We start from the raw sequence: 17,179 nt of genomic DNA, 5'->3' as shown, positions 1-17,179 counted from the left end.
TTTGGCTGACTCAATTAAGTGATTTTTTTTATTTTCCAAAACGTTTAGTACTGGTAAATAAATCTCTTAAAATTAGTATCGTCCATCCGCAAAAATCTGTGTAGCTCTTACTGCGCGTTTCCAACCTTTATATAGTTTTTCTCGTTCTTCTTTTTCCATAGTAGGAATGAATAGTTTCCCTGCTGTATTTAGGTTTTTTAGTTCATCTAAGTTTTTCCAGTAACCAGTAGCAAGACCTGCTAAAAATGCAGCACCTAATGCCGTTGTTTCGAGATTTTCTGCACGAGCTACCTTAACACCTAGTATATTAGCTTGGAATTCTAACAAGTAATCGTTGTTAGCAGCTCCTCCATCAACTTTAAGAAGGGGTATTTCTACATTCGCATCAATTTTCATAGTATCGATAATATCGCGTACTTGATAAGCGATAGATTGTAACGTAGCTTTAACTAGATCTTCTTTTGAAGTAGCACGTGTTAGACCAAAAATAGTTCCACGAGCATTTGGATTCCAATAAGGAGCGCCTAATCCTGTGAAAGCTGGCACTAGGTATACTTCGTTGTTATTTTTAGAATTGTATGCTAATGATTCTGTTTCAGATGATTTTTTAATTAAACGTAAACCATCTCGTAGCCATTGAATAGCACTTCCTGCAATAAAAATAGATCCTTCTAAAGCGTAATAAACTTTACCATTTATTCCAAAACCAATAGTTGTTAGCAGGTTATTTTTAGAAAGTTCCATATTTTCTCCAGTATTCATAATAATGAATGATCCTGTACCGTATGTATTTTTTATCATTCCTTTATCAAAGGCAAGTTGTCCGAAAAGAGCAGCTTGTTGGTCTCCGGCAAGCCCGCTAATCGTAACTTCCCCACCGTAGAAATGATAGTCTATGGTTTTTCCGTATACTTCTGAGTTAGATTTTACTTCAGGTAATAGAGATTCGGGTATATTAAGAATTTCTAAAATTTCTTTATCCCAAGTTAAATCTTTGATATTAAATAACATCGTTCTAGCTGCGTTTGTATAGTCGGTAACGTGAGTTTTCCCACCTGTAAGTTTCCAAACTAGCCATGTATCGATAGTTCCAAACAGTAGTTCGCCATTTTCAGCTCGTTGTTGAGCTCCAGGAACATTATCTAAAATCCAACGTATCTTAGTAGCTGAGAAATATGCATCAACTACTAATCCAGTCTTTTGATGTATCATGTCTTTATAACCATCGTTAACAAGCTTACTTGCTATATCAGCACTTTGTCTACTTTGCCAAACAATTGCATTATAAATAGGTAACCCAGTATTTTTATCCCAAATTACAGTTGTTTCGCGTTGATTTGTAATACCGATACTGTCAATTTGATTCGGTTTTATTCCACTTTCGATAAATACTTCTGCGATTACTGATTGAACAGAGTTCCAAATTGCATTAGCATCATGTTCAACCCATCCAGATTGAGGGAAAATCTGAGGAAACTCTTTTTGACTACTCGCTATTATTTCTGCTTTCTTATTAAAAATTATCGCTCTAGAACTAGTAGTACCTTGATCTATTGCCATTATGTATTTTTTCATACTCCACCTCGAAATAGTTATGTCACTAATATTATATCATTTTCTAATAATGTTTAAAAGCTGAAGACAATGTATAATTGTATATTGAAAGTGGGGGATAGAACAAAGAGAATAGATTATTATATAGCGTATTATTAGCGTTTTTCGTATTTTTCTTATAAAATAGAGAATGATAGTTTTTAAAATAATTTATTATAAAATAAAGGAGAAATACAATGAATAGTTTACACAAATCTTTAACAGCATTATTAGAGAAATTAGAGGAAAATGGTGTTTTACAAAAAGAAAAATTTAACACAGTAGCGCTTAAAACAGAGGAGCTTGCAAAACATATTCGCGATCGTTTCGCAAAAGAATATGCCGATTTAGAAATTCGTAGACTTTTAGAAAAAGTTCATTATGCGAATACTTATGAGGATAAAGTACTAAAAGAAACAGCATTTTTAGTCGATGAAATTAGTGAGTATATGTTCAAACTTGAAGTTGCTAATCGTGATTTTGTAGTTGGGTACTTCAATACATTAATTATTAATCCTGCAATAGAGGCAACAGAATACAATTTCGTATTAATGGAAGTAGAAAGTTTAATCGAAAACAGCTTCTTAGAGTTACCTGAAGAAGAGGAATAATAATGAAAATTTTAATACCGACAGCTAAAGAACTAAACAAAAAAGCAACGCCGCAAGAAGCGTTAGAACTTAGTGAAAAAAGTAATGAAATAGTTGCTGAATTTGCTAAGTTTAGTGCACAAGATTTAGCTAAAGTTTATAAAATTAAAGAAGATAAGGCGATGGAAGAATTCTCTCGCTGGCAAGATATAAAAAACAACACAGCAAAAAGTTATAAAGCATTAGACTTATTCAATGGACTAATGTATAGAAATATAAATCGAGATAATTTTGATGAAGCAGATAAAGAGTATATAGAGAAAAATGTATTTATTACAACGTCGTTATATGGTATAATTGGTGCTTATGATTTGATCCAAGAACATAGACTAGATTTTTTACAAAATGTAAAAATCTCAGGAGAGTCTTTAAAGAATTTCTGGCGAGCTAGTTATGATGAAAGTATTAAAGGTGAAGAGTTTGTTGTTTCATTATTATCTAGTGAATTTGAAGAAGTATTTTCAAAAAATCAAAAAGAGAAATTTATTAAAATCAGCTTTATGGAAGAAAAAGAAGGAAAATTAAAAGTACACTCTACGATTTCTAAAAAAGCAAGAGGTAAATTTTTAACAGAACTTGTAAAAAACAAAGTTTCATCAGTAGAAGAGATGAAAAAAATAAAGTTCGATGGATTTGAATTTAGTAAAGAACATTCAGAAGAAAAAGTATTAGCTTTCATAGCTAAGAGATAGGATAAATAAGGAAGAGTATACTATGAAAGGAAAAAATAAAGAGGATAGAGGAAGATGAAATTAGAAACTAAAACCAGTAAGTTATATTACGGCTTTCCAGTAATATTAATAGGATATAAAGATAAAAAATGGAGATACAATGTGACAGCTTGTAGTTCATCATATTCTTTAGGTGATATGATTACAGTTGGACTTTCGACAGATAGTAATGCGGTCGATAACATTAAAGAATATGGAGAATTTACTGTTAACGTACCGTGTCAACAAATACTTAGCAAGGTTGAGATTGCAGGTTTCCATTCAGGTCAGAATAAAATTGGAATGGCGGATATGACGTATGATCCAGCAAAATACATTGATGCACCGGTAATGGATGAATGTATTTTGTCACTTGAATGTAAAGTAGAAAATATTTCAGAATATGGAAAGTATACGAATTTTGTAGCTTCTATAAAACGTAGAGTAGTCTGTGAGAATCTTTTAGACGAAGAAGGAAATATGAAATATACACAGTTTAACCCAATTTACTTTATGGGTGATGATAACAAACGAGTATATCGATATTTTAATGAACAAAGTAAAAATTATGGAGAAAATATGGGATGTTCTTCAGAAGAAGATGAGTATAATCCACTTTGCGGATAATATCGATTAAACAGAACTAGAAATATTGAGGAAAGGAGGATATTAGTATGTATTACAATTTGCAGGTGCATAGTGCGTATGATCTTTTGAACAGTACTATAAAGTATGAAAGTATGTTTTTAAAATTAGCAAGAGATAATCAAAGAGCTGTTGTTATCGTTGATCCGAATATGTACGGAGCGATAAAAGCTCATAAAGAATCTAAGAAAGCTGGAATTAACCTTATTCAAGGATTAGAAGTAAGCTTAGGATACGGGATTGGTTTTCTAAAATTCAACATACTGTGTAAATCTGAGAAGATGTTCTATAAATTATTAGAGATTTCGACTAAGTTTATGAATGGAGAAGAGTGGACTATAGAAGATTTTTCTAGCGAGATGAAAGAATATAGCGAAGACTTTGTTTTAATAGTTGTTGATGAACTTAGAGACAGTATGGAATTTTCATACTTAAACAATCTTTTTAGCAATTATGATTTTTACTTCGGTTTTAATGAAAGTTTTCAAGTAAGCCCGTATAGTTTTTATGAAAATGTTGTTTATACGAAGCCTAGTTATTATCTTAATAAAGAGAACTATCAGCAAGTCATTGTTAGTCGTGCTATTCGCGATAATAAAAAATTAAATATACAAGAACTGACAACTATTTCAGGAGATGAATTCGTAAGAGAACAGAAGGATTTTGAAGAAATATTAGCACCCGGTGATGAAGAATTACATTTGATTTTTAAGAAGTCATTTGTAAATCAGCAAAATATTGTTGATAAATGTCAATATGAGCTGAACTTTTCGGGCTATCATCTTCCTAAGTATGTTTATGGAGAAAAAGAAGACATATATTCTAAGTTTTCTTCTAAAGAGTACCTGCATTACTTGGTTCAAAAAGGTGTAAAAGAAAAGCTAGTTGGCAAAGATTTATATCCTTATAAAAAACGCTATAGTTATGAGCTTAAGATTATTGATGAGATGGGGTTTAACGATTATTTCTTAATTGTTTATGATTTTGTGAAATATGCGAAAGATAATGGAATCCTAGTAGGAGCAGGACGTGGTAGTGCTGCGGGAAGTTTAGTCTGTTATTTACTAGATATAACAGAAGCGGATCCATTAGAATACAGTCTTCTATTCGAAAGATTTTTAAACAAAGAGCGTATATCTATGCCTGATATTGATATTGACTTCCAAGATACTAGACGTGATGAAGTTATAAAATATGTAGAAGAGAAGTACGGTCAGGATAAGGTTGCACAAATTATTACTTTTACTACATTTCAATCGAAGAGTGCTGCAAGAGAATCGGCGAGAATATTGCAGTTTGATGAACAGACTTTAAAATTTATTAGTAGTAATATTAGTTCGACAAGAACATTGAAAGAATGTTACGAAATATCAGAAGAGTTAAGGGTGTTTATTAATCAGAGTAATATTAATAAACGTTGGTTTAGTATAGCGCTGAGTTTAGAGAACTTACCGAAGAATCCATCGGTGCATGCAGCTGGGATAGTAATAAGTGATGATAAACCTTTGGTCAACTATGCACCACTTGCTGAATCAAATATGACGAAGTATTTAACACAATGGACGATGGATGATGTTGAGAGTGTTGGTTTATTAAAAATAGATTTTTTAGGTATTAGATATCTTACGATGGTATCGAGTATTGTTGAAGAGATAAAAAAAGAAAATCCGACATTTGATATAACGAAGATAAATTACCAAGATCCTAAAGTGTATGAATTATTTGCTAAAGGTAAAACAGAAGGTATCTTCCAATTTGAATCTAGTGGGATGAAAGAGAAATTAAATCTTTTGAAACCTACGGAGTTTAATGATATTGTTGCGATGAATGCTCTTTATAGACCGGGGCCAATGGCTCAGATAGAAGTCTATGTGCGAAGAAAAAATAAAGAAGAGCAAGTGGTATATCCGCATCCTCATTTAGAGAAAATATTAAAAGATACTTACGGGGTAATAGTCTATCAAGAACAGATTATGCTGATTGCGGTGAATTTCGCTCATATGAGTTTGAATGAAGCGGATAATATGAGAAGAGCTGTAAGTAAAAAGAAAAAAGAAGACTTAGAGTACTATGGACGTATCTTCGTAGAGAAGAGTGTTGCTGCAGGATATGATCTGCAAGTTGCCAAGAAACTTTTTGATCTTATTGTAACTTTTGCGAATTATGGTTTTAATAAGAGTCACGCGGTTGTATACAGTATGCTTGCGTATCGCTTGGCATATTTAAAAGTTTATTATACTAAGTATTTTATGACGGCTTTATTAAACAACGTAATTAGTAGTGAGAAAAAAATTAACGAGTATAAGCAAGAACTTAATAACCTAGGAATAAATCTGGTAAAACCTGATGTGAATCGAAGTTTATCAAATTTTAGTGTTTATAAAAATGATATTGTATTTGCTCTAACTGCGATTAAGAATGTTGGATATAGAAGTGGGTATGAAATAGTACAAGATAGAATAAATTTTGGACGCTACTTAGATATAGATGATTTCTTAAAACGTATGAATAAAAAAGTAGACTATCAAGCGGCGGTTTCTTTAGTTAAGGCGGGAGCAATGGACACTTTTGGATATAATCGTGCTACGTTAATGAAGAAAGTGGAGGATTATTATTCAGATAATAGGCAGTATATAAATAATGTTCGAGTTGCCTTATCCGCTGAAAGTGGATTAACACTGAAAGTCGAAGAGGTAGAAGATTATTCTATTACTGAAAGAATCCAAATGGAAAAAGAAGTGACGGGTACGTACTTTTTAAAACATCCCGTTCAAGTTGAAAAAGAGAAATATTCTTATCTGCCATTACAGTATATAGGAGCTGAACTTAGTGATAGTTATGTTGAAATAATTACAAGAAAAGAAATTAAGACTAAAAACGGTGATTATATGGCATTTTTAACTGTAAATGATGGGAAGAATGATTATGATGTTACTGTGTTCCCAAGTGTTTATAAGTACGCTAATGTATTTATAAAAGTAGGGAGTTTTGCGGTAATGACATTGAAAAAACAGATTCGAAATGGAAGAGAACAATATATCTTAGAAAAAATTGCAAGTCTTAGAAATTATAGAGAGTACTGCCTTAGTAATATAAAAATTATCTATACGATAGTTGATGAAGAAATACTTAAATTTTTAAATGAGTATAAGTCGGAGGTAGGTAAAGTCAAGGTTGTAGCTTTGCTGAACAATGATACTAACAGAGGTAAAACGATATCAATAGAAAACGAACAGGAATTTGTTCATAAATTTTTTGAAAATTTCCCAGGAAAACGTATCAAAATAGCATACTCTTAAAAAAACAAAAAAAATCGAACAAAAATTAAACAAAATTATGTTTTTACTAGAAAAAATAACAAAAATATGATATTGTTGATAAGTAAATTAAAAAATAATTAATAACAAATACGAGGAAGGTAAGACTACATGAAAAAAATAGCAGTTTTAACAAGTGGTGGGGATGCACCAGGAATGAACGCAGCTGTGCGTGCCGTTGTAAGAACAGCAATCTATAATGGATTAGAAGTTTATGGAGTATATCAAGGATACAAAGGATTAGTAGAAAACAACATTAAAAAACTTGAAGTTGGAGATGTTGGTAACATCATTAACCGTGGAGGAACAATGCTTTATTCAGCTCGTCTTCCAGAATTCGCTAACCCAGAAGTTAGAAAAGGTGCTATTAAGAACTTAGAAGCATTAGGAATTGATGGACTAGTAGTAATCGGTGGAGATGGTTCATATCGTGGAGCTATGGCTTTAAGTAACGAAATGAATATCCAAACTATCGGAGTTCCAGGAACAATCGATAACGATATTTGTTGTACAGATTACACTATCGGATTTGATACTGCGCTTAACACAATCGTTGACGCTATTGACAAAGTTCGTGATACAGCATCAAGTCACGAGCGTGCATTCATTATCGAGGTAATGGGGCGTAATGCAGGGGATTTAGCATTATTCGCTGGTATTGCTGGAGGAAGTGAAAGTCTTCTAATTCCAGAGAAAAAAGAAGATATCGAAGAAGTTGTTGCACGTATTAAAGCTGGTGAAGATCGTGGTAAAAAACACTCAATCATCGTACTTGCTGAAGGTGTAATGGGTGGACAAGAACTAGCTGCAAAACTTAAAGAACTTACAGGAGAAGAAGTAAGAGCAACTATTTTAGGACACATCCAACGTGGTGGTACTCCAACAGCTCAAGACAGAGTATTAGCATCTCGTCTAGGTAACTATGCTGTTCAACTATTATTAGCTGGAGAATCAGGACGTGCAGTAGGTATTCAAAACAACAAACTTGTAAGTACTCGTTTTGAAGACGTATTTAGTGATGTTCATAATGTGGATCTTTCTATCTACGAGGTTTCTAAACAACTTTCAATTTAGTTTAAAAAACGTTTTCTTTAGATAAAAATAGTATTTTTCAAGAAAATATTTGAAAACATAATGAAAATGAGTTAAAATATTAAAAGATAAAAAATTAAGAGGTATATTTATGATACAGAAAAAAACAAAAATAATTTGTACAATTGGGCCTAAGTCTGAAGATAAAGCAAAACTTACTGAAATGGTAGAATTAGGGATGAACGTATGTCGTCTTAACTTCTCACACGGTGACTACTCAGAACACGGAGCAAGAATTCAAACAATTAAAGAAGTAAGAGAAGCTACAGGAACTAACTTAGCTATCCTTTTAGATACTAAAGGACCTGAAATCAGAACTAACAACATGGAAAATGATGCAATCATGTTAGAAACTGGAAAAGACGTTATTGTTTCTATGACAGAAGTTCTAGGAACTCCAGAAAAATTCTCAATCACATACGGAGAATTAGTACACGACGTTAAAGCTGGAGACACTATCTTACTTGACGACGGATTAATCGGATTAACTGTAAACAGCGTAGATGCTGAAGCAGGATTAATCTACACTACAGTACAAAACGGTGGAGTACTTAAAAACAAAAAAGGAGTTAACGTTCCAGGTGTATCTACAAAATTACCAGGTATTACTCCAAAAGATGAAGAAGATATCCGTTTCGGATGTAAAAATGATATTGACTTCGTTGCTGCTTCATTCGTTCGTACTAAAGAAAACGTACTAGAAGTTAGACGTATTCTTAAAGAAGAAGGATGTGAACACGTTCAAATCATCCCTAAAATCGAATGTCAAGAAGCTATCGATAACATCGATGAAATCATCGAAGTATCAGACGGTATCATGATCGCTCGTGGTGACCTTGGGGTTGAAGTACCAGCAGAAGAAGTACCAATTATGCAAAAAGACATCATTGCTAAATGTAATGCAGCTGGTAAATTCGTAATCACAGCTACTCAAATGTTAGACTCAATGCAAAAAAACCCACGTCCAACACGTGCCGAAGTATCTGACGTAGCTAACGCAATCTATGACGGAACTGATGCAATCATGTTATCAGGAGAATCTGCAGCAGGTGCTTACCCAATCGAATCAGTTCGTACAATGGCTACAATCGCTAAACGTACTGAAGAAATGCAAGATTACTCTCGTATCTTAAAAGATCGTTCTAAAAAAATCGTTTCTAAAGATATTACAAACGCAATTGGAGTATCTGTAGGATACACAGCTCTAAACTTAGACTTACACACAATCGTAACTTACACTGAGTCAGGACAAACAGCTAGATTAATTTCTAAATACCGTCCAAACGCAGCTATCTTAGCTGTAACTCCAAGTGAAAAAGTTGCACGTGGATTAAGCTTAGTATGGGGAGTAGATGCTCAAATTTCTGAACAAGTTAAATCAACTGACGAAATGTTAGATACAGCTAAAAATATCGCAGAAACTTCAGGATACGCTAAAAAAGGTGATGCTATCGTAATCACTGGAGGTATCCCAGTAAACACTTCAAGAAGTAACGTTGGATCAACAAACTTCTTAAAAGTTTCAGTAATCGACTAATATTAAATATGAAATTAGAAGAAGTAGGATTAAGTCCTACTTCTTCTTTTTTCGTTATACAATAAACTTAGATAATTAGAATGCGATATTTAATAAATAATACGTTATAAACAAAAAGTGGCCCGTAATGGACCGCTTTTCGTTATATGAACACAAAATAAGAATTTAGGGTAAATTGTTATTTTGTAGTAATCGGAATTGCTTCCGATATTAAATTAAAAGTTTATTGTTAAATAAATTTAACAATCGAAAGGAAATTATGACTATAACAAGTATAGCCGTAAAAATGGAAGAATAATATACTTCCACAGTTTTAAGAACAATCTAGACGATTGTATGAGGTGTACAGATATATCCTCTTCTATCTATTAACTCATATAATGCTTATCATATGCTATTAAGAAATTTTTCAAAATTTATGTTTAAGATGATATGGATTTTTTGAAGAACTTCTGAAACGATATTTTAGTAATAATTAATATCAAAATGCAACAAATAGTATAATCGAAAAAAATATAAATAATATTAATTATACTAAGATATTTTAACGATAAAATTATCCTACTAACTGTTTACATCTTTATTGTAACAAAATGAGTGTGGTTGTCAAATAAAATAAGGTTTTATAAAAATTTTTTAATATAATATTTTTATATATTTAATCCTGTATATACAATATTAAACGCTGTTAAACAAAGAATTAGTAAAAATATTTAGGTTATGCAAACTTACAGATAATATCATTTAGAAAGTTGAAAAAATATAAAAAGGAATAACCGATAAATATTATCAAGTATATTCCTCTTTATAAAATAAGTCAGAATCAATGAATATAATATAATTAACTATTTGTTGACAATATTAGGAGAATCTCCAGTAGTAATCACTTCGACAGCAGCATTTAATGCACCTTCTACAAGATTTTTAACTGCTGTTTCTGTGTAGAATGCAGTATGTGGAGTATAGATGATATCGTCTCTATCTATTAATTGTTGCATTAATGAATCATCGAATTCTTTATTTGAGAAATCTTTAGGAACATAATTTCCTTCGTTTTCATATACATCAAGGCTAGCCCCTAATAGTTTTCCGCTATCTAGAGCACGAATAACAGCCTTAGTATCTACAAGAACCCCACGAGCAGCGTTAGCGAAGATAGATCCATCTTTCATTTTACTGAAGAAATCATCATTTACCATATGAGTATATTCTTTTGTTGCAGGTACGTGAATAGTCACAACATCAGATTGAGCCAGTAATTCATCGATACTGTCAACATACTCTAACACTTCACGAGCTGCATCAGAAGGATATAAATCGTAACCGATAACTTTGCAACCTAATCCCTTAAATAGAGTTGCAGCTTGGCGTCCAATGTTCCCTGTTCCTAGGACACCAACAGTAAGTGTTTTTAGTTCTCGAGAAATTATATTTTTATTCCATGTAAAATCATGCTTTTCAACATTGTTAAGTATTTTTTTAATATTTCTACTTATATATAAAACAGTAGTTACAACATGTTCTGCGATTGCGTTAGGAGAGTAACGAGGAACGTTAGTCATGCTAATCCCTAATTCACGCATATATTTTATATCATAAATATCGAATCCAGCCATTCTGTTTGCTATAACTTTAACACCTTGCTCTTTTGCATAATCATAAACTTCTTTAGCAAAAGGTCTATTTTGGAACATTACTGCTCCTTGTTTCCCCTCTAATAAGTGTTTTGTTTCTGCCTGAAGTTCTCCTTCGTGAAGATCAACCTCTACTTCTGGATGTTCTTTTAACCATGCGTCAACAAATGGTCTTTCATCTTCTCTCAAGTTAAATAGTGCTAATTTCATAATAAAATCTCCTTTTAATTTTTTTATATTCTGGATGAATAGTAGATTAAAATAACGTATTAAATTATCATTTTTTGGTATCTAGTATTCATCCAAAATACAATATATAAAGATAGTATAACAGATTTTAGATAACGCTTACAATTATTATTTTAAAGAGAAAAGAAAAGTTTGTCAACAGTGATAAATATATAGTACAGAGAATATATTCCATAAAAATAATACGCTTTCAAAGTTGTTATTGTAATATTTAGTTGAAAAAATCTTGTGAAAACGTGTTTGATATAGAATGTAATTGCATAATTGACAATAATTGAAATATTATTAAAATAAATATAATCTTATTATTTTAAAATATAATCATAAAAATATTGTAATTTATAGTACAGTTAATAGAGTGTGTTAAACAAACTATAATAACTATTTAGAAAAATTTCTAAATAGTTATTGACTTAAAAAAATAATAGAGTTATAATCTATTTAGAAAGATATCTAAATAGAATTGCAGTTCGTTATATAAAGGAGTGATATACATGGGATGAGCGAAACTTTAAAGGCGATATCTGATCCGGTAAGAAGAAATATATTAGAAATGTTGAAAGAAGAGAAGAAAAGTGCAGGAGAGTTAGCTTCAGAATTTAATCTATCTGGGGCGACTGTATCGTATCATTTAACTCAATTAAAAAAAGCAGGTTTGATATTAGAATCTAGACATAAAAATTTTATATACTATGAATTAAATGCCAGTGTATTCGAAGAAGTGCTTGTCTGGATCTATGGTTTAGGAGGAAAAAACGATGAGAGTAGATAAAAAAAGTTTGTTTTTAAGTGTCGCTATTTGTTTATTGCCGATATTAATAGGAGTTTATTATTATGATGTGCTACCTGAACAGATAGCTGTACATTTCAATTTTAATGGAGAGCCTAATAATTTTGTGAGTAAGACTCGTGCAATTATTGAGATGCCTGTATTTTTTACGGTAGTAGAGATTATAATTTCACTAGTAGTGGATTTTGATAAAACTCCTAAAAAGGGTGCGTTAATTATTAAGGGAATTGTACCTTTGATAAGTGTTCTAGTTCAAGGTGGATTAATAGCATATGCTTTAGATAATAATTTTAATGTTACACAATTAACAGCGTTTGTTATAGGTATAGTGTTTATTATTCTTGGTAATTACCTACCAAAAAAAGAATTTTGGGGAAAATACAATTTTAATCTTTTTGGTTTAGAAAAAGGTGTAAATGAGCAAAAAGTGATTAGAGCCTATGCATTGCTTATGACCTTTAGTGGAGTTGCTATATTTATTAGTGGATTCTTTAGTTCAACAGTAGCATTAGTTTTAATAGTTATTTCTGCAATTGCCTCTACGGTTTTACCTTTTTACTTGGTTAAAAAATATAAAGCGTAGTAATCGATTATAATAAGTAGCATACATGTATCCCTAGAAGAGAGTATTCTTTTAATGGGGATATATTGTATGCTATAATTACATACACGAGAAGCTTTGTGTAGTGAAAAGTTTAAGTTTGTCTAATAATAAATTAGGAGGACATAGAGTGTTAGAACTTAAAAATATAGTTAAGAAGTATAATACTGGTGGTAGTGAAGTAGAAGTACTAAAATCTGTAAATATTCATTTTAGAGAAAATGAATTTGTCTCGATTTTAGGAGCAAGTGGAAGTGGGAAAACGACACTATTGAACATCATAGGTGGTTTAGATAAATATACATCTGGTGATATGGCTCTTATGGGGCGTTCTACTAAAGAGTTTAAAGATAGAGATTGGGATAGTTATAGAAATGGGACTATAGGTTTTGTCTTTCAAAGTTATAATTTAATATCTCATTTAAGTGTTATTGAAAATGTAAAATTAGCTTTATCTATCTCAGGTCAGTCAAATGCAGAAAATGATGAGAAGGCGAAAAAAGTACTGGAAGATGTTGGGTTAGCTGATCATCTGTATAAAAAACCTAATCAACTTTCTGGTGGACAGATGCAAAGGGTAGCTATTGCTCGTGCATTAGTTACTGATCCAAAGATTATTCTTGCTGATGAGCCTACAGGAGCGTTAGACAGTAAGACTAGTGTTCAGATTATGGAACTTATTAAAGAAATAAGCAAGACGAAGTTAGTTATAATGGTAACGCACAATCCAGAAATAGCGAAAAAATATAGTGATAGAATAGTGCGAGTTAAAGATGGAGAAATTCAAGAAGATACAACTCCGTATGTAGCTGAAGAAGTTGCTGATAATGGTTTTACTTTGAAGAAAACTGCGATGGTATTTACTAGTGCGATTAAATCTAGTTTTAAAAACCTACTCACGAAGAAGTTCCGTACGTTTATGACGGTTGTTGCGAGCAGTATAGGAATTATTAGCATCGGTCTAGTATTAGCTATTTCATCGGGGATGGATAAGTATATCCAAACGATGCAAAACGAAAACTTATCATCTATGCCAATTATGATAAGTGCGAATCAAGTGAATTTTGGTTTAAGTGTTGATGATGATAACTCGGAAAAAGACTCTAATGGTTCTGAATTGGTGCCAAAGTCACGTCGTGATGTGCATAGAAATTTATACTCGGTTGATTCATTAGGGAATGGAGAAACATTTATAAATTATATTCAAAATAATGCGAAGGATTATTACTCTGCGATTGATTTTGCAGAAGGTTATAAATTACAAGCATTAACTAAAAATGCAAAAGGTGATGTAGTAGCTGTAAAACAAGAACAGACTTCATTAAATGATAGTATTTTTGGCGTATTACCAGAAGATAAGAACCTAATTATGAATCAATATGAAGTGGTGAAATCATCTAAAGAAAATTTTGAATATCCTAGCGATAATGAAGTTGTGTTATTTACTGCGAAGAATAACGAAATCGATAAAGCTACGATAAAAGCTCTAGGATTTGATGAAAATACAAAGGTTAAGTATGAAGATGTTATAGGAAAAGAGTTCAGTGTTGTAGAAAATAACAACTATTACAGAAAAATAGCCGATAGATTTGTTCCGCGTGATGTTGATGGTAAGATGTATGATTCAGGAACTAAGGTTAAAGTAGTAGCTATATTAAAAGCTAAAGATAGTTTTACTAGACCTCAGATGACGATTGGTTACACAAGAGCTTTACAAAAATCAATGATTGAAAAAGAAGTGAAGTCAGATATTGTAGTGGCTCAACAAAAAGACAAAACTAGAAATGTTATAACTAATCAGAAGATGGATAGCGATACAGCTGAACAACTGCTTGCTACATTAGGGGCAAAAACTGCACCGAGTGCAATTAATATTTATCCAAAGTCTTTTAATGATCGTGATAAAATAGCTGGGGTTATAAATGACTTTAACAAGAAAGTAGCAGAGAAATATGGTTCAGATAGCTCAGACTATCATAAATACAGCATTACGTATGCGGATTTAGCGAAGCAAATGACGACGATTATGTCACAGATGATTAATACAATATCATTGATTTTATCGGCGTTTGCGGGAATATCGTTAATTGTATCATCTATTATGATTGGGATACTAACGTATGTATCTGTGGTGGAAAGAACGAAGGAAATCGGAATTCTCCGTGCAATCGGTGCTCGTAAAAAAGATATTACAAGAATCTTTATCGCAGAAGCAGGGTTAATCGGATTTGTTTCCGGTGCTGTAGGTGTAGTGGTAACTATGCTTTTATCACTTCCAATAAGTGGAAGTATTGCTAAGGCGCTAAAAGTTGAAGCATTCACAGCGTCATTGAATGCTCAATCATCAATTGGATTAATAGCTCTTAGCTTAGTGCTAACACTTATCGCAAGTATTATTCCATCGAGAATAGCTGCGAAAAAAGATCCAGTAGAAGCATTGAGAACTGAATAATAAAAAATATGAGGAATAGTGGATTGTGTTATAATCAGAGGTTGCTGAAAAATGTAACGTTCGGAGGTTAAAACGAATCTAGTATTCCTTATTTTTATATTTTTACTAAGAAATTGGCTAATTTGATTCTTTTGTAAGATTGACACGTATCTTGGTTTGCAATATAATTTATATTATAGATATATTAAGTAGGAGTTTTTTATGATAATAGGTTCGTTTATAGTTTTTGTGATATTCCTTTTATTGTTCTTATCTGTTTTGTATTTTGACAGAAGGAACTTGTTTTTAGGGATATTTTTTATAGCGACAGGTTTAAGTTTTATTTTTTATGTAATGACTTTTATTACTAACCATGCACAAGACAATAGATTTTTATACAATTTAGGTGTAGTATTACTTGTTATGGCGGTGGTAATATTGACTTTGATTCCAATGGCGGTAGTCATTATGTTTTTATACAATTCGTTTATACTTATTAGAAGAGAAGGATTAAGAGTAGGTAACTTACTTAGTCTAGCTGTATTTTTCTTTCTGGTAGGTTATTTTACATATTGGCCTCGTGTTGCTACCTACACACGTGACAATATTCTGTTAAATACACTTTATGTTTATATCAGTTTGGTAGTTTTATATTTTTTATGTATTGCGATGTCTTATTTAGTATCTAGTGTTTTAAATTTTATTAATATCTTACCAAGAAAGATTGATTATGTAGTGGTCTTAGGTGCAGGACTGATTGGTGAAAGGGTAACGCCTCTTTTAGCTAGTAGAATTAGAAAAGGGATAAAAGTTTATAAAGCTAATCCTGGGAGTAAGCTAATCATGTCAGGTGGTCAAGGTCCTGATGAAGTAGTATCTGAAGCATTTGCGATGAAAAATTATGCTCTTGAGCAAGGTGTTGATGAAAAAGATATAATCTTAGAAGAAAAATCGACACGAACTGAAGAAAATATTATTTTTTCAAAGAAATTTATTCCAGCTGATAAAAGTTTTGCTGTGGTGACGAATTATTATCACGTTTATCGTGCGTTGGTTCAAGCAAGAACTTTAGGTTTTAGATGTATTGGCTATGGAGCGCCGACTAAGTTCTATTTCAGTCTCAATGCTTTCATTAGAGAATTTATAGGGTATCTATATTTCAAAAGAAGAATACACGCTATAGTCCTAGGTGTGCTGACATCCTTGTTTATAGCAGCTGTCCTAGTGGAAATATATTTTTGGGCTAATAATAGCTAGAATTTAAGAGGATCGACTTAACAAAATTAGTTTTGAAATTAGTTTTGTTAAGTCTTTTTCTATCTAATTGTTATATGTAATTTCGCAACTTACTCCCCTAATGATTTCTAAATATGATATAATTAATTGAAAAAATATTTGCGGAAGGATGTAGTGGTGTGAAAGATCATTCTTATTATATGGAGTTGGCATTAGAAGAAGCGCGGAGAGCTTACGCTAAAGGTGAAGTACCTATTGGAGCTGTGCTAGTTATTGATGATAAGGTTGTTGCGAAGGCTCATAATACTCGTGAAGAAAATCAACAGGCATTGAATCATGCAGAAATGTTAGTTATTAAAGAAGGTTGTGAAAAACAGGGTTTTTGGAGACTTGATAATAGTTATTTATATACTACTGTAGAGCCGTGTGTTATGTGTAGTGGAGCAATTGTTCAAGCTAGAGTTGAAAATGTTATTTATGGAGCGAGTGATCCTAAATATGGTTGCTGTGGTAGTTGCATTGACTTAGTGGGTGAGAATAAATTCAATCATCAAGCTAAGGTTATCTCTGGGGTGCACGAAGAAGAGTGTTCCATGCTAATGAAGAACTTTTTCAAAGAGTTAAGAGAGCGAAAGAAGAAATAAACATTCAATATATTTATAAATTTAAAAATTTTTAAATTATAAATATAAAA

13 protein-coding genes are annotated in these 17,179 nt (G+C 31.9%); 11 read left to right on the top strand and 2 right to left on the bottom strand.

Annotation, left to right across the window (positions count from 1 at the left end; translation table 11 throughout):
• Positions 1-72: 72 nt before the first annotated feature.
• The gene (gene glpK, locus O5Y44_RS03105; RefSeq protein WP_271966246.1) at positions 73-1,575 is read right to left on the bottom strand and encodes a glycerol kinase GlpK; all 1,503 of its coding nucleotides are present in this window, start codon (positions 1,573-1,575) and stop codon (positions 73-75) included.
• Positions 1,576-1,790: 215 nt separating this feature from the next.
• Between glpK and O5Y44_RS03100 the strand changes: the two genes are divergently transcribed.
• The 6 genes from O5Y44_RS03100 (at position 1,791) to pyk (ending at position 9,544) form a co-directional block, all read left to right on the top strand.
• Positions 1,791-2,204 (top strand): hypothetical protein, encoded by a 414-nt coding sequence (locus O5Y44_RS03100; protein ID WP_271966245.1) that lies wholly within the window; start codon positions 1,791-1,793, stop codon positions 2,202-2,204.
• A gap of 2 nt (positions 2,205-2,206) precedes the next feature.
• A complete protein-coding gene (yaaA, locus tag O5Y44_RS03095; protein WP_271966244.1) occupies positions 2,207-2,935 on the top strand; it encodes a peroxide stress protein YaaA in 729 nt (242 codons plus the stop codon).
• Between the two features lie 54 nt (positions 2,936-2,989).
• Positions 2,990-3,580: a flavin reductase family protein gene (locus tag O5Y44_RS03090; protein ID WP_271987270.1), complete on the top strand. Its 591-nt coding sequence runs from the start codon at positions 2,990-2,992 to the stop codon at positions 3,578-3,580.
• Between the two features lie 47 nt (positions 3,581-3,627).
• A complete protein-coding gene (locus O5Y44_RS03085) occupies positions 3,628-6,897 on the top strand; it encodes a DNA polymerase III subunit alpha (RefSeq protein ID WP_271966242.1) in 3,270 nt (1,089 codons plus the stop codon).
• A gap of 129 nt (positions 6,898-7,026) precedes the next feature.
• Positions 7,027-7,989, top strand: a complete 963-nt coding sequence (gene pfkA, locus O5Y44_RS03080; protein WP_271966241.1) for a 6-phosphofructokinase — start codon at positions 7,027-7,029, stop codon at positions 7,987-7,989.
• 109 nt (positions 7,990-8,098) lie between these two features.
• The gene (gene pyk, locus O5Y44_RS03075; RefSeq protein WP_271966240.1) at positions 8,099-9,544 is read left to right on the top strand and encodes a pyruvate kinase; all 1,446 of its coding nucleotides are present in this window, start codon (positions 8,099-8,101) and stop codon (positions 9,542-9,544) included.
• 845 nt (positions 9,545-10,389) lie between these two features.
• Here the strand turns inward: pyk and O5Y44_RS03070 are convergent.
• Positions 10,390-11,388 carry a D-2-hydroxyacid dehydrogenase gene (locus tag O5Y44_RS03070; protein ID WP_371465511.1) on the bottom strand — a complete coding sequence of 333 codons (999 nt, stop codon included), beginning with the start codon at positions 11,386-11,388 and terminating at the stop codon, positions 10,390-10,392.
• A 538-nt stretch (positions 11,389-11,926) separates the two neighbouring features.
• Here O5Y44_RS03070 and O5Y44_RS03065 point away from each other — a divergent pair.
• From O5Y44_RS03065 to tadA, 5 genes are all read left to right on the top strand, one after another.
• Complete coding sequence (locus tag O5Y44_RS03065) at positions 11,927-12,199, top strand: autorepressor SdpR family transcription factor (RefSeq protein ID WP_048803215.1); 273 nt, start codon at positions 11,927-11,929, stop codon at positions 12,197-12,199.
• Positions 12,186-12,800 carry a DUF1648 domain-containing protein gene (locus O5Y44_RS03060; RefSeq protein ID WP_371465510.1) on the top strand — a complete coding sequence of 205 codons (615 nt, stop codon included), beginning with the start codon at positions 12,186-12,188 and terminating at the stop codon, positions 12,798-12,800. The genes O5Y44_RS03065 and O5Y44_RS03060 overlap by 14 nt, the downstream gene beginning before the upstream one ends.
• 148 nt (positions 12,801-12,948) lie before the next feature.
• Positions 12,949-15,270 carry an ABC transporter ATP-binding protein/permease gene (locus O5Y44_RS03055; RefSeq protein ID WP_371465509.1) on the top strand — a complete coding sequence of 774 codons (2,322 nt, stop codon included), beginning with the start codon at positions 12,949-12,951 and terminating at the stop codon, positions 15,268-15,270.
• Between the two features lie 432 nt (positions 15,271-15,702).
• The gene (locus O5Y44_RS03050; protein WP_371465508.1) at positions 15,703-16,506 is read left to right on the top strand and encodes a YdcF family protein; all 804 of its coding nucleotides are present in this window, start codon (positions 15,703-15,705) and stop codon (positions 16,504-16,506) included.
• Between the two features lie 158 nt (positions 16,507-16,664).
• A complete protein-coding gene (tadA, locus tag O5Y44_RS03045) occupies positions 16,665-17,129 on the top strand; it encodes a tRNA adenosine(34) deaminase TadA (protein ID WP_271966234.1) in 465 nt (154 codons plus the stop codon).
• Positions 17,130-17,179 lie beyond the last annotated feature (50 nt).

The organism is Gemella sp. 27098_8_155, from assembly GCF_041433725.1.
GTDB classification, from domain to species: domain Bacteria; phylum Bacillota; class Bacilli; order Staphylococcales; family Gemellaceae; genus Gemella; species Gemella haemolysans_D.
This window is presented reverse-complemented; position numbering and strand designations above follow the sequence as displayed.